We start from the raw sequence: 25,475 nt of genomic DNA, 5'->3' as shown, positions 1-25,475 counted from the left end.
GCCTGAATTTCTTTTTTGCTTCACGCCACTTTTTATTTTTTTCTGCTTTATTGCTCATTTTTCAATTTTATAGCGCCGCAAATCAGGCGCGCGCTTGACGCTCAACTCCGCAGAAGTGCAAGAATCTAGCATCTTAGGAGATTAGAAATCACGCACGAAAAGCGCGTCGGCTGAATTTGCTTCGTTAGGCACCCGTTTGCTCATTAGAACCTGTGGTTAATCACGGGCTAAAGCCAACGTGCCACACAAGTCTCTTGTTTCATGTCTGGGGCACCCGTCGCGCTGCCAACCACGGTATCACCCAAAGGGGTCACTCGTAATTTATAATATCCACCCAAATATACTAAGTGTAGGAGTACTCATTAAAATTATATCTGGCGTTGCCACCATGGAGCCAATGAGAAGCCCCATACAGAAAAAAATGTTGTTCATCGTCAACATAAATTCCCGCCCCGGCTCCAAAATTGCACTGCTGGTTATAACAATACAATTGCCTATGATCGACGAGGGAGATTTCCGGCTTTGCCTCATAACCGTTAGGCCAAAGGACTTTGTATAGATCTGCGTAGTCATCGCCCGGGAAGGTCGGCGACCCTTTTTGCTGATTACGTGCAGCAACAAAATACACGGTATTGTCACAATCCCGAACAAAATTAACGCTCTGATAAGTACCAAATCCCGAAATACCGGCTCCTCCGGGCTGAAAGCCACCCTGGACCTCATTTTTATGTACACGTGTATGGGTTGTCTGAAAACCGTTTTGAATATCGTCGGAATTGCTATAGTGAAAGTCTAGATACTCATCGTCCCAAACCATTGTCATGTAATGATCATTCGGAAGTTGAGTCACGGCTACTGCTTTGGATTTCATATCACTTTTAGTTAGCCTGATGCCCTCGATTTCCACTGGACCGTTTTCCGGAACACTGAAATCAAAATAGCGTATTCCCGAGCCTGGAGGGCCACCGTAAATCGGAACCGCTATAATCTTACCCATGGCTTGGATTCCTCCTGCATGCCATTTCACCCGGTCGATGTCGACAACTTTTACGATTCTGTCGTTTGGGGGCGGCTTCTTATAAGAAAATCCGTACCTTGGTAGCGCCCACGGTCCGGTTTCTGATTGGGTTCCCATCTTAATCACAATTAACTGAGAACGTCGTATACCAGTCTTAATGCCACCAGAAAGAATCAAATATTGGCCGATTCTCTGAATGCCCTGGAAATGCTCCCCGAGCCCCAATTCGTTATCACCGGAGGTCGTGTAGTCTGGCCACGGGATAGTTCCATCATTCCGTGCACCCAAATACTTCTTAGTGCTTACGAAAAACGGAAATTTACGCACTTTTTTTGGAATCTTACGGAACTTGTTGGGCACATTATCTACGCATAAATTATGATTATCCATTTGATCTCCCTCACAGAATTTTGTGGAATACAAATTTTAAAGCATTAAGTGACGTTGGTGCAAAAAGGGCATAGTTCAATTTTGAGGAGGTAGGATTACCATCCAACGTCCTTTACAAACTTAAGAATTCTTTGTTAAATACCTTTTTGTACCTACTTCATTACGTTCATTTTCAAATTGACCTGAAAAAGAATTGTCATTCCTTGTTGCCAACAGCATTAACGGGTTTTGCAAATCTACTGGATAATTTACGCCGCATTAATGCGTAATCCAGGTGCTGTGAGCGTTCAACCTCATCTATACCTTCGGAAATATTTTTTATTATTGTAAACTCATCAGGAGCATCTTTCTCCTTTGCAGCCAGTGCGGATAAGCAATCTTCTGCTGTACGAATTAGCCTTGTCAACTTCAGGATTCTCGTTTTCGCATTCATGAACTTAATATCAGGGCGGAAGCGGTGATTCATAAATGTGAATAATAAGACGAGCAAACCGAGAAATCCAACTACTTGGGCCAAAAGAGCGTCTTGAAAGAAAGAAGACGCCAGTATGGCACCTGTCAGGTATTGGCCAATTTTTAACAACCAACTTCCCCAATGATTTCTTAGTTTGAGTGCCTTTTGCGTGTCTAAGATCGATTTTGCTTCATCTAGTTTATTCTTAATGTTAGTGCTTTGTGAGTTATTTTTTTCTTGCATCGAACTTCTCCTGATAGTTAATGTTGCTGTTAACGGCGGAATTCAATTCCCGGCTCTCAGTTAGAAGTATCTCCGCCATAAGCAGGCTTATCAAACTCGACATCCAAAGCAGCCCCCCGTGAAATACTCAATGGGTGAGCTATCGACCCATGGTGGTGTCTCACTACGTAGTTGAAAAACCGTAGCACTTACAATATAAGAAGCAAAAAATAATAGTATTAAACCTATTCGCCGGTGTGTATTGTCTGAAGCATTCCTGTCCATCGTTCCTAAAGCCTTTCTTCCAGGCCATAGAGCTCTCTCAATCGATCCGCGGCCTAACGAGACTGTCGATTAAGTTGGGCCCTAATTTCTTCAAAAATAGCGAGCTCCGTATTTGGCTTGTGGACGACGAATCTCGACCTGTTTCACCATTTTAGTATGGTGATTTTGGCGCCCTTTTGCAAGAATTTCCAAATATAGACCTTTTTCGTCAGTCTCAACGACGCAAATCAGGCGCGCGCTTGACGCAAGACTCTGGAGATGTACAAAGTCCCGCATCTCTTGAGAATTAGAAATCATGCAACTAAAGCGCGTCGGCTGAATTTGTTTTGTTAGGCACCTACATTGCTCTTTAGGACTTCCAGTTACGGGGTTCTTTTCGGTTGCTTATCTAATTTCTTTTTTGCCTTTTGTTCCTGTTTTCTTTTCTTCTGTTTCTGACCCTTGTTCTTATCCTTCTTGCCGCCTTTGTCTCCCATTGTGTACATCCTTTCCTGTTACAATCATCTTCTCGCCGCAAAGGGCGCTACGTCGTAAGTTATGGTTTTTCGTATCTTCATTGTCCTTTCGGCCAACTATACATACACGCTAAAATAATGTTTCATAATGTATAACGACGTTTTTCAGTGGCCCCAGGGATTCGGAGATCTGGGCAATAACCAAGAATGTCCCTTCGCGCGGCCACCGAGCTCCTTAAAAAAAACTGCACTCCTCGGGTTAACTGCAAAAAATCGTTAGGCAATTCACCGTACTCAATCACTACTATAATCAGAACGAGACAGTCATTTTGAAATCATGACTCTGAGGTTCCCTTTAGTCCAGCATACCCCACAGTCCAGATGGCCACTACTACGGAATAGAAGAGTACCGAATCCAGATTTAGCAATTTCTTGAATCTCAGGCACCACCTTTTGTAGAGATTTCCTCGCAGCTCTTCAATAGAGGCTACAGGTTTCAGAGCAAGGAGTTTTTCACGATCAAGACTAGGTAACCTATACAACTCTTCATAAAGCAAGGTCCTCCTTCGATTAACCGTTGCATCGAGGCTTGCAAGATGAGCATCATAGAGCATTGAGAGAAGTATCACGGCCGCGGCTATGTACAGTCCTCGCTTATTGAATCTTAAAACCGTTAGTTCTCCTTTTACTCTAAACGCCAAATAGCTAGCGGTCAACGCAAGTAATAGTAATCTAAGTTCCCACTTGTGGAGAAATCTTGAGGTTGCGCCTGGTTGATACGATTGAATCTCTTGGAGTAACGTGGTTTTCCTAAGCTCTACAAGCTTGCTTCTTGTCAAACTGTTTGTCTCAGATGATTTTTTTGCATCTTGTGCGGCGGCACTTGAAACCAAAGTCGTCGGCGAGACCCCCAAGATCATGATAACGAAAATTGTGATCAAAATCATTGAGTTCGAGATAACCTCATAAATGTATTCTTTCACATCATCTCTCTTCAATTTCAAAGCCTAACCAGTGATTGTACGATTTCTGAATAACATTAATTTTATAATACATATTAAGTCAAAAGTCAATAAAAATTATTGCATTATGCTAATAAATTTTCGTACGTTCCACGAGTTATGCAGTTTCTGCTAAACATCATGATATGAATATTATCCAATGGTACTGCCTGGGATCACATGAAAAAAATACCTCGCTCGTTGGGGATTCCTTGTGAAGTGTTCAGGTGTTAGAAGTGTTAAAGTCCTTTCTTCCTAAGTTATTTTGGATTATTGTGAATCCCTTAACACCTTTAACACCCAAACACCTGAACACTTCATTCCTCAATCAATCTTCTTCGGCAGACGACCTAAAGCCGGCGCAACCAGGCTGCCAATATACAGGTAATCTTCAGTCTCAGCCACGCTCGTGTTAATCGGATAGCTGCCGTTCGGATCTTGTAAATCTTCAACAACTTTGCCATCGCCATCAACAGCGATGATATGGCCGTAAGCAATGGCCTGGGGGCGAAGGAATGCCGGCAGACGCTGGAGTACCTTGCGCATAAAGGGCTGGTCGGAAAGTTTGTCTAATAACGCATTACGAGGCGAGACCAGCGCCACCCAGAAACGACTCCCTAAACCGGTTGATATGTTATCCGGAAAGGCCGGCAACTCCTCAATAAACGGTTCGGCTTGCCCGCTTTTCGGACCCGTGAGCCAGTAACGAATCACCCGGTAATTCCCGGTCTCGTTGACCAGCACATAGGACTGGTCGTGGCTAACGGCAACACCATTGGCGAAATTCAGGTCGTCCAACAGTGTCTTCGCCTTGCCTTCAGCCCTATCGAAAACCAACAGCCTGCCGTGGCCGCCGTGCTCCATAAGATCAAGAAGGCTGGCCTCATAGGTGCTTTGCCATTTTTTTGCACCAAATTTTGTAGAAGCATCTGAAAAGTAAATCTTGCCGTCGGCCGCTACGTCGACATCATCTGCATAGCGAATAGGAATTCCATCCGCTACTGTTGCGAGTTCAGAGATGGCGCCGTCTTGGGCAATCGATAAGAGACCCCGAAAAGCGTCTGCGACGATCAAATTTCCGCTATTGTCAAAATCGATACCCAGCGGGCGGCCGCCGGTTTCTACCCAATTCTCCGGGTTTGAACCATCTGCCTGCAGGCGCACGATACGACCTTCATGGGTAGAGGCATAAATGCGGCCCTGGGCATCGATGGCTATATCCTCCGGCCCATGATTATCGCCCAGGGGTAAGGTCTCAATGCCTGTCAGGCGTTGATTTGGCGCGAAGGGTCCACTATAACCCGGGTTGGGTGGAGCTTTCCAGGCAACCGGATCGATTGGTACCGGCCACGCGACAAAATAGAGCACAGTAACAATGATAACGACGACGATTGTCCACAATATTTTCTTCAGCATGGGTAAACTATATCCTCAATATTTGTTGTAAAACTAAAAGTTTCTTCTATCCTGCCTCGGCAACGTGTGATGCTTCTCTATGAACTTACTGCTGATAAAATGTTTTCTTTTGAATTTTAGTAATTCTTTTTAACTTAACGATTCATTGAATAAACAGTCAATTTCTTAGGGTCTCGATGAATCAATTCATTTTAAAAACTCTCCTTATTTATTTCTGCCTTTTTATGACCTCCGTGCTTTTTGCCCAGGATATAAGAGTAGAAGATCTCCAGTTTAAAGGCAACAAAAAAATGTCCTCGGGAAAATTAAAAAAGGCGATTCAAACGCAAGCGAATCCCTGGTACCGCTTATTCTTATTTTGGATGGATTCCAAGATATTTAACGAACAGAAATTCTTAAATGATTTACTGCGGGTGGAAAAGTTTTATGAACAAGAGGGTTTTCTGGAAGCGCGGGTCACGGATTACCAGATAAATTATAACGAAAAACGTGAAGAAGTTAAACTGGTAATTTTTGTCGATGAGGGTGAGCAGACAAAAGTAAATAGTGTGCTTTTTGTTTATCCAAAAGAGCCGGAAGAGGATTTTTCCTCTGAAAAAATGCTGAAAACTGTAAAACTGAAAGAGGGTAAACGTTATCGTGAGTCGGATTTAAAAACCGATTACAGTAAAATTATGGAACGTTTCAGCAACCGGGGCTATCCTTACATTGAGGCCAGGGTGAAGCCAATCATGGATAAGAAAAATCATTTGGTGAATCTGGAATGGCAGCTCAATCCAGGGCCGTTTTGTACTTTTGGTGAAATTAAATATACTGGTAATAACAGCGTTTCAAATAGTGTCATCCGTCGTGGTTTGGGGTTTAGAACCGGGCAAACGTTTGCACACAAAAAACTGCTCAATGCACAAAGCCAGGTTTACCGGTTGGAGCTCTTTCAATTTGTCAGTCTGAGAGCAACCAACCTCGAACAACAACCCAGTAAAGTTCCGATCGAGGTTCGGGTTAAAGAGTCGGTTTTGCGCACGCTCAAATTTGGAGCCGGTTATGGCTCTGAAGAAAGATTCCGGACATTTTTGCAGTGGCGCCACAGGAATTTTTTGGGTGGAGCCAGAATTTTAAGAGCCAAAGCAAAACATTCAACCCGGCTTCTGCCTGTTGAACTGGAGCTGGAGCTTAGCCAGCCTTATTTTCTGGATAACCAGAATGATTTAATTATCAAACCGTTCTTCATTATTCAAGATGAATTAAGTTTCAAGGCCCGCCGTATCGGTATTGAAATCGGTATCAATCGGCAAATCACACCAAAAACAAACCTGTTTGTATCAACCAGGGTTGAGCGTGACACAGTAGATTTAAAGGGCACAACCATTGTACCGGAAGTTGAAGATTTATATAGCAAATCTGTTTTAAAGCTTGGATTTCGGCGCAGCACCACAAATGCTTTGTTCTCGCCGACCCGTGGCTCGATTTCTACATTTTTCATTGAAGATGCCGGGAGGTTTTTGAAAACTAAGTTTGAATACATCAAACTGTCGGCCGAGCATAAAATTTATCACCAGTCCCGGCCCGGTGAGGTTTTGGCGCTGCGATTATTTGCAGGAACTATGAAACTGCGCGCAGGGCAAACGGAAACACCGCCCGAAGAACGTTTCTTTTCCGGGGGCAGTTTTTCAGTACGGGGGTGGCAACGGCAGCTCTTGGGCCCGGTTCGTCCGGATTCAACTGGTGAGATAATCCCTGAAGGAGGAAACAGCATCATTGAAGGAAGTCTGGAGCTCAGAAAAACCATCTATAAAAAATTTTCCGGCGTAATGTTTCTTGATTTCGGCAACGTCTGGCCGGAATGGAATGGATTCGATTTTTCGAACTTGCATTCGGCCATTGGCGGCGGCTTAAGATATGACACGGTTATTGGGCCAATCCGCATCGATTTTGCCTGGAAAGTTAATCGGCAAGAGCACGACACCCAGAATTATGAAATTCATTTTAGTATCGGGCAGGCGTTTTAACACACCCCGCCGCTTCGCGGCACCCCTCTCAAGAGGGGAATTAAGTCCCCTCCTTGGAGAGCCTGCCCTGAGCCTGCCGAAGGGGGATTTAGGGGTGGGTTTTTATTCGCTTTGAGTAAATACAATCATCTTAATGAAAAAAGTAGCCAAATATATTTCTCTTCTTTTCCTCGGACTTATTGTTTTGATTCTCGTGGCCGGGATTTTTACCCAAACGCCTATTTTTAGAAGTTGGCTGAAAAACAGGGCAATCGCGGCTTTGGACGCAAAATTTGGTTCAAAGACCACGGTGCAATCGCTTGAAGGAAATTTGTTTACCTATCTGCAGATTGAAGACCTTTCGATTGATTTAGAAAACAAGCCATTTGTAAAAATCAAAAGGGTGCTGCTTCATTACAGTCCTTTGGGGCTATTTTTCAAAAGAATTGTGATTCGGGAAATTATTTTAGAATCACCGGAACTCAATTTGGTGCAACGTAACGAGACAACCTGGAACTTTTCCGGTTTTTTGAACACTGGTAAAACTGAAACTGAAACTGAAACAACAGCCTCCGGGACTGACTGGCACCTTGTTGCGCCAACGATTCAAGTCCGCGCCGGCGCTGCGGACATCCAAACCTTAAAAAACATTTCATTACGGGTTCCGGCTAAGATTCGAGATTTTGATTTAGACCTGGGAGTCTGGCTGCAGAAGAACCAAACGAAAGTTTCATTGCAGAATTTGAACTTTGAAGCTTTTGATCCGGATTTGTCCGTTCGAACCATTCAATCCGAAATAAATCTTGATTCTGTAAACTTTCAAGCAAAGGATGTTGAAATTGAAACGGGCGGCTCCAAATTTTCTTCAAATTTTGACGTTAAAAATTTTGAAAATCCGGTTTTAAATGTTTTAATGAAAGGCCATCCGATTTCGTTGTCTGAAATTCGAGGCGCCGTTCCGGATTTGCAGCTTTACGGCCGGCCCAGGATTGAGATTGAAGCTGAAGGGCCCCTGGATGCTTTGAAAATAAGGGCTTTTGTCGAACTTGGCAGCGGCAGGGTGGATGTTGCCGGGAAGATTCAGGCAATGCGGACGCCTTACGAATACGATTTGACCGGCAAGATCTCACGTCTGAATTTATCCGAAATCACCAGGCAGCCCAAGCTTGAGAGCGACCTGAATCTGCAATTTCAGGTTAAAGGTCAGGGTATTGAGTGGGGAAAAATGCGGGGCTCTGCCTCGGTTGATTTGGATAGCAGTCGTTTTTATCAGATGCAAATTGAGCCGTCCGGTTTCGACATTGATGTCAAAGAAGATACTGTAGATTTTTCTCTGGACGCGCTTGCCGAAGAGACAAAAAGTAAATTAAGTGGTTCGGTTGTTTACAATTCCTCAAATTTAGAGTACCTGCTTAGCGGTCAGATCCGATCTTTGTCCATAGAACGCTTTTACCCTATAGATGGTTTGTCAAGTGACTTGGCCTTTGATGTTGAATTAGAAGGCAAGGGCAAGGATTTCGATTCCATGTCCGGTTTTGCTAATCTCTGGCTTTTGCCTTCGAAGATTAATAATGTTCCGATAGACTCGGCTCGATTTAAATTAGATTTAAAAAACGGCGTCATAAGCTTGAATCAATTTGCCATCGACTCACCTTTAGGAAAAATCTCAGCGCAAGGGCATATTTCATTTCAACAAGATAATTCACTGGCTCTGAAAGCAGATTTTACGGATTTTTCCGTGCTCTCGGAATCGCTGCCTTTGGATTCTATTCACGGCAAAGGAACCTTTGCAGCGCAAGCAAAAGGACCCCTGGATTCACTTCAAGTACTCGTAAATTTTGAATTGGAGCAAGTCGGTACGAATGATATCACCGTTGGAAAATTCAATGGTGATTTTTCCGGTTTGTTTTCAGAAGCTGGATTTTTTTTCGATTTTAAAGGTAAGGCAAGTGAGGTTTCGGCTTCCGGCCTGGAAATAGAAACTGCGGATTTGAGTTTGAGTTACTCGGATTCGCTTTCTCATTTTGAAATCCATCTTAGGCAAAGTGATTTACTTAAAATTGCAACGAATGGAAAATTGAAAAGATTAGCGGAAGATGAAACCGATATTATTTTTGATAACTTGAATATTGCTTACTTAAACCAAACATGGAAGAACGCAAACGAACCCATTGGGCTTCGAATCAAGGGATCTCAATACGACTTCTCGCAATTTAATCTCGTTTCCGGGGAGCAAACTATTTCACTGGCCGGCAAGCTGGATATTGAAAAACAGAACGATTTGAAGTTCAATATCTCAAATTTTGATATTTCTAGATATGATTCATTATTTGTTCAGGAAAGTGATTTTGAAGGCTTGTTGGATGTTGCATTGGAATTAAAGGGAGCTTTAAACAGTCCAAAACTACACGGTGAAATACAACTAAATAAAGGGAGTTATTATAAAGTGCCTTTTGACAGTTTTACCGGCGAGTTTGATTACAACCAGCGAACCTTCAACTGGAGCTGCCAGCTTTCCAAAACCCAGGATGACAGTTTGATGGAATCGAGCGGCCAGTTACCAATGCTACTTTCCTTAAACCCTTTTGAGCACAAAATTCTTGAGGATGAACAATTAGTGGGCAAGCTTAGCAGCAGGGGGCTTGACCTGTCGCTTTTCCAGGCCTTTACTCCGGGTGTGACAAATATTAAAGGCAAACTGATCGCCGATGTTGTTATTAGTAACACTCTAAACGATCTGAAAGGCGCCGGCCCCATCCGATTAATTAATGGCGAATTTGCAGTGCCGGAGATGGGCACAAAATATAGAAAGGTAAATGTTGTTTTGCTTTTACAAGACAAAAAAGCAATACTTCGGGATTTCAGGATGCGCTCAGGCGATGGCGTTTTGAAAATTATCGAGGGCGCTCTTTCTGTCTCTGAATATAATCTGGAAAATTTCGTGGCAAAGTTTAAACTTGAAAATTTTCAGTTAATGAATAACAAGAAAATGAAAGCCAGAGTCAGCGGGGAAATTGCCCTTTCAGGAAGCATTCAATCTCCACAGTTTTCCGGAGACCTCACTATGGATCAAGCGAGAATTAATTATGAGGAATGGTTTGAAGAAGACACAGCAGTCCTGCTCACAGGAAAACCGTTTTTTGTAATTTCAGAAGGTTCGACTGAATTTGACTCAACGGGCGCTTTACAATTTCAAAAAACATTTCAGAAAACCGAAACCAGCATAACCGAGCTGCCGCTTTTCAAGAGTTCACGCGGTGAAATAACCATTCGTTTCCCGAGAAATGCCTGGATACGCAGCAATGACGTCAACATTGAAATCAATGGAGCTCTAACGGCTACAAAAGAAGGCCAGGATATTGTCTTATTTGGTTCACTTTCGACCGTTCGCGGGTTTTATCAATTGCTTGGGCGAAGATTTCAAATTGAAGAAGGGGAGATTGTTTTTAAAGGCCAACCCGAACCCGATCCGGATGTTTCAATCGAGGCAGTACATGAATTTAGAGATGATTCCGGGCAGGATTCCGAGATACACGAATTTAAAGTTTTGGTTTCCGGGACTTTAAATTTACCCGCATTCAGATTTGAGTTGGATGGTCAGGAGGCGGAACAGGAAGATATAATCTCAGTTTTATTATTTGGCCAAAAATTCGACGACCTGACAGCGGGCCAAAGTGCAGGTGTTTCGGGAATCCTGACCCGACAGGCGATAGGAAGATTGACCGGTACGATAGGTCAAAAATTAGATTTGGATGTCATTCAGTTCGAGCGCGGTAAAGACTGGAAAGATACAAAAGTCCGGGTCGGCAAATATTTGACTCCGGAAGTGTTTGTGAGCGTCAGCCAGGATTTCAGCACTGAAGGCAATCGGCGAGTTGAGCTGGAATATGAAATCCCGCTAAAAATTCGATTGATCAACCTATTTTTACAGGCTTCTACTGAAGGAAGAGAAAATTCCGCACTGGACGTCATCTGGAAATTTGAGTGGTGAAAGAGTTGTAATTTTCATTAAATAAATGCCATTATGTGTATCATTTTTCTGCAATTCCGTTTTCTTTACAGTATATACTGTTTAACTTTGAGACGGATTGAGTTTTTTTGATACAAAGGTGCGAATAAAATCACTTGACATTATTAAAGGCAAGCTTTATTTTAAATATGAGATACTCATTAATAGAACTTACCGCATCATTTTTGCACCCGCTTCTTTGATCGAGCACCGATTCGAACTCAATTTTGAGGAATCAAATACTACTGCAAGTTTATCTTACCAATTGGCACGGATAAGTTTAGTCGTTTTATGAAGGTAGATGCCTTGATTGTACAAGGATTGGAGGCCAAATGAAACAGGGTGGAAAACTTAACATAGACCAGATTGTCAAAAAGTTTCGTTTAAATGATAAATGGATCGATGAGAGTCAAATTGATGAAATTTTATCTTTTGGTTCTCAAACGGTTCCACATTTAGAACGCATTCTAAAGGATGCTGCAAGTAAGAGCACTGGAATTGATTTGAAAATACCCGGAAACCCGGGCCGGTTTGTACCTGCTTATTCACTTTATTTATTAGCCCACCTGCGTTCGGAAGATTCCCTTGACGCCATTTTGGAATTTTTCTCACAAAAGCAGGAAACTTTGGATTACTGGCTTCACGATTTTCTAAATGAAGATATTTGGGAAATCGTTTATTTGCTGGGCCAGAATCAGTTAGAAAAGTTGCAAGGGTTCGTCCTAAATAAAGAACACAACTGCTTTGCCCGGCTTGCAGTTTGTACTGCATTGATTCAAATTGCTTTGAATTTCCAAGCGAAGAAGCGTACCGTTTCTGAGATATTTACAGAACTTTTGAAATCGGAAAACGAAGATTCTGAATTTATTGGCTTATTGGTAAGTGAGCTTATGGATCTTCGCGACGAAGCGCTGAAACCACTTATGTTAAAAGCATTAGAGAAGAATTTGATCTGGTCAGGGATCATCAGTTCTGAGGAAGTCAATTCCGGATTTAAAAAGAAGCGTGTTCGAAAAATTGTGCCGCTCGAATTGGCACAAAGAATTGAGTATTTCAAACAATACGCTTATGGGGCAACAACCTCCTCTCGCACTTCCCGCCAAGAAAAACGACGTATTCTGGAAGAGTCGCTTTAATCCGCCCCGGGATGGAGAACCTGAGATTTACGCTCATCCAATGCCGCAATCCTCAGGATCCCATGCGTGAACAGGAAATTCAGTGCTTTTATCAAGCCCTGAACTCTCCCGGTTCTATTGTAACCGACGTAAATCTTCTCGAAGAATTACCCCAGACAAAGCTATTCGAACAAACCGATGCGATATTAGTAGGCGGCTCTGGAGATTTTGGGGTAATGGATGGACATTCCTTTCTTAAACCATTATTTGAATTTCTTGGTGATGTTTGTGAGGCAGGCTTTCCGATGTTTGCATCTTGCTTTGGATTTCAGGCTTTGTGTCAAGCGTTGGGAGGAAACGTGATCCGGGATGCCAAGAATGCAGAAGTGGGAACTTATGAAATGCAGTTGACGGATGAGGGAAAATCTGATCCGGTGTTTGGCCAATTGCCACAACGATTTTACGGTCAAGTTGGACATAAGGATCGGGCTGAAAAACTGCCAAACGGAGCTGTGAATCTGGCATTTAGCGCTAAAGCGCCTTGTCAAGCTTATAAAATCGAAAACAAACCAATTTATGCGACGCAATTCCATCCCGAGTTAACCATGGCACAAAACCGCGAGCGCTTTGAAATTTATATTGACCAATATACAAATGAAAAAACCCGCATGGATGCTGACTTGATTAGAAACTCATATCGAGAATCCAGGGAAACTTACCGGCTTTTACCGTTGTTTGTTGAGAAAGTTTTGTTAGCTGAAAAATGAAGGATGATATTCCTTACAAGATCAGCGCTGTGCGGATCTTTACCACAGATTTTCATCGTTCAAAAGATTTTTTTGTCAATATTTTTGGATTTGATTTAGAAGCGTATGGTGGCTGAAAAGGGCTGCTGGCTTCATTCTTGACTGGTGAAACAAAATTTGTTTTAGAACAGTTCTATCCAAATGAAGCTGAAGCGCAAGAACTGGTAGGCCGGTTTGTTGGTCTATCGTTCGCTGTATCAGATATTGCTGAAACCTATCGAAAGTTACAAGGGAAAGGAGTTGAATTTACGCACCCTCCCGTAAGGCAGTTTTGGGGAGGTCTCATGATTCATTTTCGAGATCCGGACGGCAATATTTTGACCCTGCTTCAAGAGCCAAATGATTAGCGGTAGCGGGAGTGGCCTCATCCATTGAAATGACATTCGTAGGCATTAATTTAAAGTAATCAACCTTCGATGAATCTTAAAGATAAAGTAGCGGTCATTTCCGGGAGTACCGGTGCACTCGGTACGGCAGTTACACAAACCCTCTTCGCTGCCGGAGCTAAAGTTGTGGCGTTGTACAGCAGAGAATCGAGTCTTGAAACACTTAAATCGAAAGTAACTCAGGAGTTGGTTGCAATCAAGACTGATGTTCTGAATGAGGCAAGTGTTCAAAAAATGGTCAAAGAAGTTTTAGAAAATCATGGAAGAATCGATATATTAGTTAACCTGGTCGGCGGATTTTTGGGCGGCGTCTCCATTGTTGAAACAAGCGAAGAGCAATGGGATAAGATGATGAACCTGAATTTGAAATCGGTATTTTTCAATTGCCGAAATATTTTGCCGGTCATGATCAAACAAAAATCAGGTAGAATTATTACAATTGGCGCCAAAGGCGGCGTAAAGGCGGTTTCCGGAATGTCTGCCTACTCCGCTTCAAAAGCCGGTTTGATTAATTTTACCGAAGCTTTGGCGGAAGAGGGGCGCGAGCAGAATATCACCGCCAATGTGGTTATTCCGAGTATCATCGATACTTCTGACAACCGCAATGCCATGCCGGCTGCCATTTTTGATAACTGGGTGAAACCGGAAATGATTGCAGAAACTATTTTGTTTTTATGTTCTGAGGCGGCCGGCGATATTAACGGTGCAGTGATTCCGGTTTATGGAAAGTCTTAACCCAAATGAACCTGTGGAAGATGAGTGAGACTAAGTTAAAAACCCTTTTAGAAAACAGCAAGGCCTCAGATGCCTTTAAGAATGCCGTTCAAGATTTTGCCGATGGCAGAGAAGCGCAGTTGATTAAATATTCCCTTGGCTCTCCGAAAGTCAAAGTTCAGCGAGTCCTGATGAAACTCCTGGAAGCGTATCGGAATGAGCAAATTAGCGAAGTTGATATTCAGGGGGCTTCTTCCTGTTCAGGGTATGTTGGCACGCTTACTTTTGGCCCCAACCAGACAAAAATTTCTTTCAATTGGGACTGTGAGTGGAAAGCAAAGCAGGAGGGGTTCGAAACCTGGTATGGCGCTCCCGATCAAATAAAAGCGGCAAGCCAATTTGGCTACCAATGCTTTGAAAAGTTTGAAGTGATTGAGTAAACTCGATATACTGTCTACCATTCTTTTCCAGAATTAAGGAAAATGAAAGCCATCTCATTTCCACATTTGTTGTAATCCGCATTCAACCTCATTCCTAAAGTTTTCAGCACAGGATTCAGACAACATTCACCTTGCATTTTACTCTAACTTTTTGTAAAATTAGAGCTTTAAATTAGCAAGATAATCAACTGTCTGCCTTCAAATTTATGTTTGTTGAAAGAAGTTCTGAAGCCGAAAGTGCGAAACCTGCAGAGAAAAACAAAGGTGTTTCAAACCACCGTCTCCTAAGCCACCTTCGACTGGTCGATATTGCCATCAGTATACACCTTAGCGCTGTAGCAATTCTTCTGATTTTTTTCCATCAAGGGGTTGAAAATTGGCCGTTTTTTGTCTTGGGCAATTTTGCATTTATCGTGGGTTTGATTTACTACATTCGGCTCGCCGATAGAAAATCCTCCAAAATCCTAACGTTCTTCCGAGACTGCTACCCTTTTTTTATTTTCACGTTTGTGTTTAAGGAAATAGCGCTTGTTATCAATATACTATTCCCGTTCTGGCTGGAATCTCATTTAATCAACTGGGATTTAATAGTTTTTGGGACTCATCCAACAGTTTGGGTGCAGCAATTTTACCGGCCCTGGTTAACGGAATTGATGGCATTTTCATATTGGTCTTACTACATTCTCTTTCCGATTTCGGGCTTCACTTTATATTTTCAAAAAGATAAATCTCTTTATTTTTCTTTCGTTTTCAGATTATCTTTCACCTTGTTGACTTGCTATTTTTTATACTTGTTTTTGGGCGCCCGAGGACCGCATGAAACCCTGGCATCTTTGCATTTAGATCGCGAGTATGTTTTTATATTCGATAAATTCGTTAAATCCATTCAAGACGCCGCTTCGATTTCAGGAGCTGCCTTTCCCAGTTCACACGTGGCCGCAGTATGGGTCGTCTTGATTTATATGTTTCGTTTTAAAAAGTGGCTGGGCTTGACCCTTCTCCCGCTAACTCTGGCTTTGACGGTGTCAGTTGTCTATTTGCAGTATCATTATGCAGTCGATCCAATTGCCGGTATTTTAGTGGTTTGTATCACTTATCCGCTTGCAGGAATTTTGGAAAAAAGGTTCTCGTAAATCATTCCTGGCATGTATATTGATACACTTTCCACCAATGTCTTAAGGATTCTTTAAACGAAATTTCTTTTTCTATATTATATGCGTTTTCTTTTTCGAATTTTTTCAACAAGTTTTGTAATTTTTACACTAGTGGCTCCAGCGTTTTCGCAAACAACCTTTGCCGGCGGACGTGGCATGTTTCGGGTTTTTTCCGCGCAGACCATCCAGGCAGGCTCGATTTTCCTGAATTGGTCTTATCTGTCATTTTTTAGAAGTTTGGGAAAAGATCAGACTTTAAACCTGGGTTTGACCTACGGAGTCACCAACAACGTAGAACTGACGGCGCTGGTTGTCCCTTATCAAGACGATCAAAAACACAATTGGGGGCCGCCAGGCGATACACAATTGGGAATTAAATGGCGCTTGCCCCTGGCAAGTTCACGATTCTCGGCCGGATTGAGAGGATTGTTTATTCTACCAACCGCGCTTCAGCACAATGCACCACTTGAGCCATATTCTTCAGATCAAGTTGCCTGGGGGATCATGGGGTTGCTCTCTTTTGATTTGACTAATTCTTTCGGAAAACTCCCGCTTAAGATACACGCAAATTTCGGTTATTTGGATCACAATATTGAAACTCTACTGTCTAAGGGTGATACAGATCAAGTTCTTTTTGGGTTTGGGTTTAAGTTTTCCGCATCCCCTTTTATAATTTATACTGAATATACAGGAGAATTTTTTTTAAACAATAACGCTATTAAATTTGGTGACAACTCTATGAGGCTAACCCAGGGGTTTAAATTTTTAGGGCCGCTTAACCTTATTGTTGATTTTGGTTTGGATATTGGTTTGAGCCGCGGTTTGGAAAGTTACCCAGGGCCGGTTCATAAATATGCCGACTGGAAAATCATTACCGGATTAACCTATCATTTTAAAATGGACAAAGTTCACGGTTACGCCGCCAAAGAAACAAAAATCGATCGCAAAAAAGAGAGCAAAGCACTGGAAGCTCTCAAGAAAAAAAGACAAAATGTTGATCAGAATTTAAATGAAAAGCGTAAGAGCTTAGAAAAAGGAACTAAAAAAAATAAATAAAAGATATATGGAATTCTGTCGCCAAAACTTCCACATCCCGGGCTTCTGCTTTCTGGGAGTTATTTTTTGTACTGCCGGTAATTCCTTTGCTTTCCAAATTGCAGCACTGGATTCCAATAAGACATTTGCGGTCTCAATTATTCAACAAGAGATGACGAGCGAGGAGCTCGAAGATGCTGCCAAGAAACTGCACAAATCCGCAGCCAAGAAATTTAAACAGAAAGTGTATCGGACAAGTGCGGTTGATTTGCTCGCGGTTCTCGATTTTCATCCGGAGTTTACAAAATCCGACGAAGTAACATATCTGCTGGCAAATTGCTTTTATGAAATGAGGATGTATGAAAGCGCGGATAAGATGCTGCGGCATTTGCTAAAAACCTATTCGAAAACGCCTTTGGTAGCGGAGGCCATTCTTGGACTGCAAAAAGTTTGCTACCAAAAAAAGGATTACCAGACAAGTCTAAAATTTTACAAAGCCCTTGAATCACATTACTCTGATCAAAAAGGAATTGACGAATCACGCTATTATGCCGGACAAACTTATTTTCTACTGGAAGATTACAATCTATCGTTAAATATTTTGAACCGAATCAAACAAAAGAGCAATTTTTATCCATTCGGGTTGTACTCAGTCGCCCTCATGAACTTAAAAAAAAAAATATAAGAGAAGCCTTAACCAATTTCATAACCGTCACACAGGTTTCTGCTAAGACTCCTGAACGTCGGGAATTAATTAATTCTGCCCGGTTGACGGTAGGTTATATTTATTTTGAGTTATCAAGTTATAAAAAAGCACTTGATTTTTTGCGGGTTATTTCGCCGGAGTTTTATGATTATCCGGAAGTTCTTTTGGCAATCGGTTGGTCGGCGCTAAAGTTACAGGATTACCAGGCTACACTAAGCGCTCTAAGCGGCCTTGTGACAAATTATCCAAGTTACTTTAACCTGGAAGAAGCTCACTTTGTAATTGGTCAATGTTATTTGAAACTCGGCTATTATGATTTTGCGGTTAAGGAGTACAACGAAATAACTAAGAAAAAGCCAAAACCAACTGATTACGCAGCCAAGCTTGAGCAATCGAGTCAGGAGTTGGTAATTCAAGAAAAGCTATTGGAGGAACTGAATTCAGAGTTGCTCGTTTTGGAATCACGGCTTTTACTTGAAAGGACGCTCACTACTACAAGCAACGGTTCAATGGATTTTATCTCGGTAGACCAAAAGGAGATGGAAGAGAAAAGCCAGGCATTATATGAAACCCTTGGGAAAGAACGTCGAAATTTTGAGACCCTGAAAAACTCTTTACTAAGTCTGAAAAAGCAGATTGATAAAGACCAAATCAACAGGGACTGGCGGGCTTATGCTGATTATGGCAAAGCCAGAGCACTTTTTTTGAAAACCGTCCCTCAATGAAAGCTAGGAAAGTGGCCACACTTCGGGAGGGCTAACCCCGGAACTTCTGGTGAGTTCCGTTACTGATGCGGCGAATTCTACTAAATAGAAATTTTGAAAACCGTCTAATATGATTCTTGAAAATCATAAAATCTCAGTTGTCTGCTTCCTGATTTTGAGCTTTGTTTTATTTTTTTCCACTTTGCACAGCCAGGAATCTCCCGGCCAGGACATTAAGCAGTTTCGTAATTTAACCGAAGCTATAAAAGGGTCTGAGGAGCTGCTTGCCAAGTATCCTGAAAGTAATTTTACCCCGAACGTCATGTTCCAGCTTGTCGAGCTTTACGCAAAACGTTCGGTCCTAAAATTCCAACGGGAGATGCTGGTTTTTGAAGAAGAGGAGAAGAATTTTGAAAAAGGGCTGCTGAAAAAGGAGCCTGGCCTTCCGCGAATCGATTACAGGGCTGCCATTAAACTGGCTGAGGAGTTGCTGCAAAAATTTCCAAATGTCGGCTTTCGCGACAAAGTCATGTATAGAATTGCTTATTGCCGGCTTGAAGCGGGAAGTGAAAAGAAGGCCATGGAGTATTTTGATCAACTCGCCGAAGAAACAAATGACAAGCAGCTTCTCGAGGAGTCCTATTTTCGATTGGGCGAGCACTATTTTGAAAAAAAAGTATATAATAAAGCAGTCGTTTATTACGACCGTCTCCTGAACAGTTGGGACAGTCCATACTTTGATATGGCGTTGTATAAATTGGGATGGTGCTACTACAACGTGGACGATTTTTCTCAATCCATCGCAACGTTTTTATTTCTGATTGAGGACTCGGAATTATTAGAACGCCTTGAAACCGAACTGGGAAAAACAAAGGCTGATTTACGCAGTGAAGCCATCAAGAATGTCTCAATTAATTTTGCTGAATTTGGTGGCGCTGCTAAGGCGGGTGAATTCTTAAAGGAATATAAAGATAAAGATTTCACAGAACAGATATTGCTGCATCTGGCGGAGATTTTCCAAAAGCGAAATTTTTATGAAGATGCCATCGAAACTCTGAATGTTCTTATTGGTTTTTATCCGAATAAACCAAAAGCAGCAATATTCCAGAAAACAATTGTTGATAATTATGAATTAGCCGGTGCAAAAGGCAGGGCTGACGCAGAAAGAGAAAAATTAGTTGACCAGTATGGTCCGGGCAGTCCGTGGTTAAAGCAAATTCCGAAGGGCGAAGTTCGGCAGGAAATCTTAGACATTGCTGAGGAGTTTTTGTACACTCTCGGTTCCGAAGCCCATGAAAGAGCGCGGCAATCTGAAAAGAGTGCAGCTTATGAGTTGGCGATTAATAAATATAAAGAATTCATTGAAAAATTTGAGTCCTCTGAAAGAGCCCACAAAGTACAATTTTACCTCGCTGAATGTTTTTACGAAATTGGAAAGTTCGTTGAGGCCGCCGAGTCTTACTACGATTTAATCTTAAAATATCCCGATTCGGAATTTCGCGATACCTCAGCTTACAACCGTGTGCTCGCTTATAATCATCTCCTGCATAATGACGGAATAGTCGATTCGAAGGAATTTTTCCTGTTCAACTTTCTCGGTAAGTCGCTAGAAAAATTAGATGTAATAGATGTTTTAAGTAGCAACCAGGCGCAGTTACTGCAAGCCTGCAACGATTTTTACCTGTTCCATTCCGGGAGTCCCAAGCTCCCCGAGGTTTTAATGAATTATGCTCAAATTCTCTACGAGCTTGAGTACGTTTCTTTGGCAAGGGAGGTCTACCGAAAAGTTGTGGACCATTCGCCTTCGAATCCTTTGGTGCCACAGGCCTACATGATGATGGCTCAATGCGATTTTAAACAGGAGAATTATTTACAGGCAGATTCATTGTTTCAGACCGTTGTCCGGCTATTTCCGGATTCTTCACAGTATGTTTCTAAAGCGAACAAAATGATTGCCTCATCGAGATTCAAAAACGCTGAGATGCATTTGCAAAACGGGGACAGTACTCTTGCCGCAAGAGAGTTCGAGAAAATCTCAAGCTTGACCGCAGATCCGGCAATCGCAGAACGAGCATTATTTGAAGCTGCACTGCAATATGAAAATCTTGGTAATAAAAATAAAGCTATCGAACTCTACGAAATGATGTCGCTGCAATTTTCTGAGTCGCAGCTTATTGATGAATCCTTTTTTAAAGCGGGCGTTTTAAGCGAAGATCTTGAAAATTGGCAGCGAGCCGCGACGAACTATTTAGCCTTGTATAAACACGATCAAAACTCGAGGTACGCTGCAAAGAGCTTGTTTTTTGCGGCCAAATGTTATGAAAACGTCGGTGATTTCGATAGAGCCAGAAGCTATTTTCAGGAATACACCATCAGTTATGCGGATGACCCTGATCGCTATATGGAAGCCGCTTTCAGACGAGGCGAAATTGCTTATAATCAAAACTTGAATGAAATTGCATTAATAGATTTTGGATTTGTGATCGATGCTCATAAAAAATTTGTTGGGCAAAATATCGCCGTGGAAAGTTATATTCCGGCCAACGCGCAGTTCATGATTGCTGAAATTTCTTTCAAATCTTTTGATAAAATCAAGCTCAAACCTCCCCTGAAACGGAATCTCAAACGAAAAAGGTTGGCGTTTACAAAAGCGATCAAAGCCTACACCGAAGCTGCTAAATTTAAAGTAGCGGATTGGACGACAGCTTCATCCTATAAAATAGGCGCGACCTTTGAGGCTTTCGCCGATGCCGTGTTTAAATCACCGCGTCCCAGAGGTTTATCCGGCGAAGATTTGAAAAAATATGATGACAAATTATGGAAAACGGTTGTACCTTTTAAAGAAAAAGCACTTGAAGCCTATCAGGCAAACTTAAAACAAGCGGCGGAAAACAACATTAAAAATAATTGGGTTTTGGAGAGTAAAAAACGAGTTGAGGCGTTAAGCACCGAGCTCGGAGTTACTCAAGTGAAATTAAGTCAGGAGGCCGGTTCTTGAACAGACGTTCTTTGCAAATAAAATTATCTATGGTTTTCGTTTTTATTTTGATGGGGTTGGTAGCAATGCCTTCCTTTGCGCAAGAAGTTACTGTGAAACAAGATAGTATTCAAAAAGCCGTTGCTCTCGATTTGGAAACTAAGAAATCAGATGTAAAGATATTTCTTGATAAAATTGAGATTTTAGGGAGGATCGAAAAGCCGCAGACCGTGTTTATCATTCCGGGCAAAAACCCGACTGTGGACGACATTCAAATCGATCGGTCGTTTTTTAAAGAGATTTTCCGCAAGATTGAAATTGATCAAATTCGAAAAGAGATTGTGAAACCGGGAAGGTAAACTTCAAGTCAGGCGATCAAAGCAAATCCGAAACACCAAATCCGAATTCCTACACAAATTCAAATGGCCAAAAAATATAAAATTAAAGGTAGTGATTGAAGAAAAGTTTTGTATTCATTTGAATTTGAGATTTTGAATTTTTTTTCTGAAGAGAAGATTTAACAATTAAAACAGGAGGTATCAAAATTGGAATACATTAATCTTGCCTTTAAAACCGGCGGACCTTTTATGTACGTCATCCTTGCAACTTTGATTATTGGTCTGGCAATTATCGTTGAGCGATTTATTTTTATCAATGTGAAAAATCGCATTGATACAACGAAATTTGTTAATAAAATCATCGAATTCATACAGAGCGGAAAGGTTTCGAGCGCAGTTGACTTGTGCATGATTTCCAATGCCGCCTTGCCGACCATTACCAAAGCGGGACTGCAGGAATACAATAAAGGGCCGAAAGAGATTCAAAGCGCTTTCGAGCTTGCCGCAATGTCTGAAATTCCAAAACTGGAAAAACGGACTCATTATCTTTCCATGATCGCCAATGTCGCAACTCTGCTCGGATTGCTCGGGACCATTGTCGGATTGATTCAATCCTTTCAGGCTGTCGCTGATGCCGATTCGTCTCAAAAAGCGGCGCTGCTTTCCGCGGGTATTTCCGTTGCTATGAACACGACCGCATTTGGTTTGATGGTCGCCATTCCAAGCATGGTTTTCCACTCTTACATCCAATCGAAGACCAATTCGATTATCGATGAGATCAATGAAAACATTGCCCGAATTTACCAACGTCTGATTGGCGCGAAGGCCTAATTATGAATCTGAAAAAGGCTCTGCATCGAGAAAACCGCTACGAGGAAGCTGAGCTCAATATCACACCGGTGATGAACATATTCTTGATTTTAGTGCCATTCTTGCTCTTAACCGCAGTTTTTGTGAAATTATCAATTTTAGAGTTTTCACTGCCGACTTCTACTCAGGCCGGTGAAGCGCAAAAACCGCTAAATAATCCCGTGGTTACAATTTTGGCAATTTCCGAAAAGGGCTTCGAATTAAAAACCAAAGGGATGAAGATCCCGTTCATTATAAAAAAAGAAGCTAATTTTGATTTTCAAACCCTAGTTGAGAAGCTGCAGAAAATCAAAGAAAGACACGTGCAAACAGAAGACATTATTTTAGCACCGCACCTTTCGATTAAATATGATACGATCATCAAAGTCATGGATCGCTGCCGGGAGAACGGCTTTTTTAATATTTCAATTTCAGGTTAAAAATGTATTTCAATTTTGAAGAAGAAAACGATCATTTATTTATCGTAAAACCACGCAGGTCGAAGTCGATCAGTTCTTTTACTTTGCGGTTGACTTCGATGATCGACATGTTTACGATTCTGTTGGTTTTCCTCCTGAAGAGTTTTTCTGTGGAGGGCGAGATCATGAGCGTGGCCAGGGATTTACACCTCCCGGAATCCACGGCTCAGACACCTCCAAAAGCGGCTCCCATCCTGGTGGTGACAAACGAATGGATTATCCTGGACGGCACACCGGTTGAGAAAGTCGCGACAGTATTAAATCAGCAAGGAAACATTATCAATCCTCTGAAAACGCAACTCCAGCAAATTCGTGCCTTTACCGAAGATCTAGCGCAGTTGAACGCAAACATGCGTTTTAAGGGGAATATAGCGATCCAGGGAGATAAGGACATTCCGTTCGGTCTTTTAAAGAAGATTATGTTCACCTGCGGTCAGGTGGGGTTTAACGATATGTTGTTAGTGGTAAATCAGGCGGAGCAAAGCTAAAATTTAAATGGCTAAATCGGTTAAACAACTTCTGGTAAAAATAGAGCAGTCCGGTAAAGTCAGCCACAGGCGGCTGAGAAAACGAGACCGCCTCACTATTGGCCAGCATCCCAACAACGATGTCACTATTTACGGTGAACATTTCCCTAAACGACATGACTTGTTTACGAGAAAAAATAATCACTTCCAGCTGAATTTTAATAAGCATATGCGGGGAGAAGTTCATGCCGGGGAATCAAGGTTATCTTTCCACGACATGATCGCCCATCAATTGCTCCCACTAAAAAAAGATAGTTTTACTTATCCAATTACTGAAGGTAAAAAAGGGATTATTGTCGCCGGCGATGCTAAAATTACCTTTCAGTTTGTCGACGGTACTCAGGAAGCGGCACAAACTCTCCCGAAGTTCAAAGGCTATTCATGGATTTATGCGACATTTAAGGATTTAGGCCGAGATTTGCCCTTTAAAATCATCTTGATTTTAATGATCGTTCTGCACGTATTCATCCTAAGATATATGAATACGTTGCCGACGGATATTACAACTCAAGTTAATGCAATCAGGGTGCCTGAAAGACTTGCAAAAATTATCGTCAAAAACAGACCGGTTGGTTTTATAGACGAAGATTCCACTGTTAGACGCGGTCGTGAAGATGCTGAAGAAACTGACATTGCAAGCAAAGCTAAAAAAGGCAGCGAAGCCCCACCTGAAAGACAGGGGATTCTTGGCTTGCTGACAGGCGTCGGCGGAACAGAGCAGTCCAGTCCACTGGCCGATTTTTTACTGGACAAAGGCCTCGTGAAAGAACTGGACGAAGTGATGTCAACGACCGCTCTGCAAATCGGCAGGAGTCCCGGCAACGGCAAAGCAGGCGATGATTTAAACGACCTGATTGCAGCAAGTGAGGCAGGTGGGGGGATTGAAGATATTCTCGGTAACCTAGATCAAGTTGAATCGGTGTCATTTGGCGAAAAAGGCCGGATTAGCGTGGATAGAATTGGCAGCCTGACCGGCACCGGCACCGGTCTCGGCAAGCGCTCCGAAGATTCTGTGCGGAGGGTCATGCTGAATTACACCGGACGATTGACTTATATTTACAACAAGTATTTGAAGCACAATCCTGACCTGGGCGGGAAAATGGTGGTGGAAGTGGTAATTGCAGCAAGCGGCGCTGTTTCGAGTATCAAGCTTCTTTCTTCGAGTCTGAACAAGCCCGAATTCGAACGCGAGATTTTGAACTTCGTCCGTAAGTGGAAATACGAAGCCATTGACCAAGGAACGGTGACGGTGACTTATCCGCTGGTTTTCAATAAAATCAGCTAATTTTTATTTCTCACTTTCTCCCGAATCTCCTCCAAAATTCCTTCCAACCAATCCACATCCCGGTCAATGTCATAATTGTCGGTATCGATTACAAGGACATTCCAACCCTCTGAGATTTTTTTAATCCAGTTGTCATAGCCGATATTCAACTGTGCCAAATACTCCCGGTCGATATCGCGTTCGTAGCTGCGACCGCGCTTGCGAATCCGGCTGATGAGCGTCCAGGTTGAGGCTTTCAAGTAAACGACCAGCCCCGGATTTTGCAAAGATTCGGCCATTGCTTCATACAAATTTCGATAAGATTGGTAATCCCTCTCCGGCATCAGTTCACGCGAGTAAAGATTTTCTACAAAAATCTCGGCGTCTTCATAGATCGTTCGGTCCTGCACGCACGGTTTTTCACTCTTTTGAATTCGCAGATGATCTTTAAATCGTTCGGTAAGAAAAAAGATTTGTGAGTGGTAAGCCCAGCGCCGCATGTCCTCATAAAAGTCCTCGAGGTAAGGATTTTTTACTTCCGGTTCACAGAAAATTTGCCAGCCAAATCTTTCTTTAAGGAGTTTGGTGAGTGTTGTTTTGCCAACCCCGATATTGCCTGCGATGGCGATGTAGTTTGATTTAAACAAGATTTTGATTGATTTGAGTTAACCGTAAGAGCGATTCACCCAATCGCCCCAACAGTGATGATGATAATCCTTGAATAATTCAAAAATAATTTCCTT

22 protein-coding genes are annotated in these 25,475 nt (G+C 42.2%); 17 read left to right on the top strand and 5 right to left on the bottom strand.

From position 1 onward, the window contains the following. Positions 1–343: 343 nt before the first annotated feature. The 4 genes from IH879_00650 to IH879_00635 all read right to left on the bottom strand — a co-directional run bounded on the left by IH879_00650 (position 344) and on the right by IH879_00635 (position 5,241). On the bottom strand, positions 344–1,408 hold the full coding sequence (locus IH879_00650; GenBank protein ID MCH7673442.1) for a hypothetical protein: 1,065 nt from the start codon (positions 1,406–1,408) through the stop codon (positions 344–346). Positions 1,409–1,604: 196 nt separating this feature from the next. Continuing rightward, positions 1,605–2,105, bottom strand: a complete 501-nt coding sequence (locus IH879_00645; protein MCH7673441.1) for a hypothetical protein — start codon at positions 2,103–2,105, stop codon at positions 1,605–1,607. A gap of 1,054 nt (positions 2,106–3,159) precedes the next feature. Further along, positions 3,160–3,822, bottom strand: coding sequence for a hypothetical protein (locus IH879_00640; GenBank protein ID MCH7673440.1), 663 nt, complete (start codon positions 3,820–3,822; stop codon positions 3,160–3,162). A gap of 327 nt (positions 3,823–4,149) precedes the next feature. Next, entirely contained in the window at positions 4,150–5,241 is a 1,092-nt protein-coding gene (locus IH879_00635) for an SMP-30/gluconolactonase/LRE family protein (protein MCH7673439.1), read from the bottom strand. A 176-nt stretch (positions 5,242–5,417) separates the two neighbouring features. On the opposite strand from IH879_00635, the gene bamA reads away from it, so the two are divergent. The 17 genes from bamA to IH879_00550 all read left to right on the top strand — a co-directional run bounded on the left by bamA (position 5,418) and on the right by IH879_00550 (position 24,753). Then, positions 5,418–7,250, top strand: coding sequence for an outer membrane protein assembly factor BamA (gene bamA / locus IH879_00630; protein MCH7673438.1), 1,833 nt, complete (start codon positions 5,418–5,420; stop codon positions 7,248–7,250). 133 nt (positions 7,251–7,383) lie between these two features. Next, a complete protein-coding gene (locus tag IH879_00625; protein MCH7673437.1) occupies positions 7,384–11,220 on the top strand; it encodes a translocation/assembly module TamB domain-containing protein in 3,837 nt (1,278 codons plus the stop codon). A gap of 350 nt (positions 11,221–11,570) precedes the next feature. Next, complete coding sequence (locus IH879_00620) at positions 11,571–12,374, top strand: DUF1186 domain-containing protein (GenBank protein ID MCH7673436.1); 804 nt, start codon at positions 11,571–11,573, stop codon at positions 12,372–12,374. Positions 12,375–12,385: 11 nt separating this feature from the next. Next, on the top strand, positions 12,386–13,120 hold the full coding sequence (locus IH879_00615; GenBank protein ID MCH7673435.1) for a type 1 glutamine amidotransferase: 735 nt from the start codon (positions 12,386–12,388) through the stop codon (positions 13,118–13,120). Between the two features lie 137 nt (positions 13,121–13,257). Beyond that, positions 13,258–13,506, top strand: coding sequence for a VOC family protein (locus IH879_00610; protein MCH7673434.1), 249 nt, complete (start codon positions 13,258–13,260; stop codon positions 13,504–13,506). Between the two features lie 69 nt (positions 13,507–13,575). Beyond that, positions 13,576–14,280, top strand: a complete 705-nt coding sequence (locus tag IH879_00605) for an SDR family oxidoreductase (protein ID MCH7673433.1) — start codon at positions 13,576–13,578, stop codon at positions 14,278–14,280. Between the two features lie 20 nt (positions 14,281–14,300). Next, positions 14,301–14,699, top strand: a complete 399-nt coding sequence (locus IH879_00600) for a hypothetical protein (protein ID MCH7673432.1) — start codon at positions 14,301–14,303, stop codon at positions 14,697–14,699. Positions 14,700–14,905: 206 nt separating this feature from the next. Continuing rightward, complete coding sequence (locus IH879_00595; GenBank protein ID MCH7673431.1) at positions 14,906–15,832, top strand: phosphatase PAP2 family protein; 927 nt, start codon at positions 14,906–14,908, stop codon at positions 15,830–15,832. Between the two features lie 177 nt (positions 15,833–16,009). Next, entirely contained in the window at positions 16,010–16,909 is a 900-nt protein-coding gene (locus IH879_00590; protein ID MCH7673430.1) for a hypothetical protein, read from the top strand. Positions 16,910–16,916: 7 nt separating this feature from the next. Next, on the top strand, positions 16,917–17,573 hold the full coding sequence (locus tag IH879_00585; GenBank protein ID MCH7673429.1) for a hypothetical protein: 657 nt from the start codon (positions 16,917–16,919) through the stop codon (positions 17,571–17,573). A gap of 83 nt (positions 17,574–17,656) precedes the next feature. After that, complete coding sequence (locus IH879_00580) at positions 17,657–18,319, top strand: hypothetical protein (protein MCH7673428.1); 663 nt, start codon at positions 17,657–17,659, stop codon at positions 18,317–18,319. 109 nt (positions 18,320–18,428) lie between these two features. Continuing rightward, the gene (locus IH879_00575) at positions 18,429–21,296 is read left to right on the top strand and encodes a tetratricopeptide repeat protein (protein ID MCH7673427.1); all 2,868 of its coding nucleotides are present in this window, start codon (positions 18,429–18,431) and stop codon (positions 21,294–21,296) included. Next, entirely contained in the window at positions 21,293–21,634 is a 342-nt protein-coding gene (locus IH879_00570) for a hypothetical protein (protein MCH7673426.1), read from the top strand. The genes IH879_00575 and IH879_00570 overlap by 4 nt, the downstream gene beginning before the upstream one ends. 186 nt (positions 21,635–21,820) lie before the next feature. After that, positions 21,821–22,444: a MotA/TolQ/ExbB proton channel family protein gene (locus tag IH879_00565; protein ID MCH7673425.1), complete on the top strand. Its 624-nt coding sequence runs from the start codon at positions 21,821–21,823 to the stop codon at positions 22,442–22,444. A 2-nt stretch (positions 22,445–22,446) separates the two neighbouring features. Further along, positions 22,447–22,902 carry a biopolymer transporter ExbD gene (locus IH879_00560; protein MCH7673424.1) on the top strand — a complete coding sequence of 152 codons (456 nt, stop codon included), beginning with the start codon at positions 22,447–22,449 and terminating at the stop codon, positions 22,900–22,902. A gap of 2 nt (positions 22,903–22,904) precedes the next feature. After that, the gene (locus tag IH879_00555; protein ID MCH7673423.1) at positions 22,905–23,429 is read left to right on the top strand and encodes a biopolymer transporter ExbD; all 525 of its coding nucleotides are present in this window, start codon (positions 22,905–22,907) and stop codon (positions 23,427–23,429) included. 7 nt (positions 23,430–23,436) lie between these two features. Further along, positions 23,437–24,753: a TonB family protein gene (locus IH879_00550; GenBank protein MCH7673422.1), complete on the top strand. Its 1,317-nt coding sequence runs from the start codon at positions 23,437–23,439 to the stop codon at positions 24,751–24,753. On the opposite strand, the gene IH879_00545 is transcribed toward IH879_00550, so the two are convergent. Beyond that, the gene (locus tag IH879_00545; protein ID MCH7673421.1) at positions 24,750–25,379 is read right to left on the bottom strand and encodes a deoxynucleoside kinase; all 630 of its coding nucleotides are present in this window, start codon (positions 25,377–25,379) and stop codon (positions 24,750–24,752) included. The genes IH879_00550 and IH879_00545 overlap by 4 nt on opposite strands. Between the last annotated feature and the right edge of the window lie 96 nt (positions 25,380–25,475).

Source organism: candidate division KSB1 bacterium, assembly GCA_022562085.1.
Classification (GTDB): Bacteria; Zhuqueibacterota; Zhuqueibacteria; order Oceanimicrobiales; family Oceanimicrobiaceae; genus Oceanimicrobium.
Note: the sequence above shows the minus strand (reverse complement) of the source record. Positions and strands in the feature narration are given on the sequence as shown.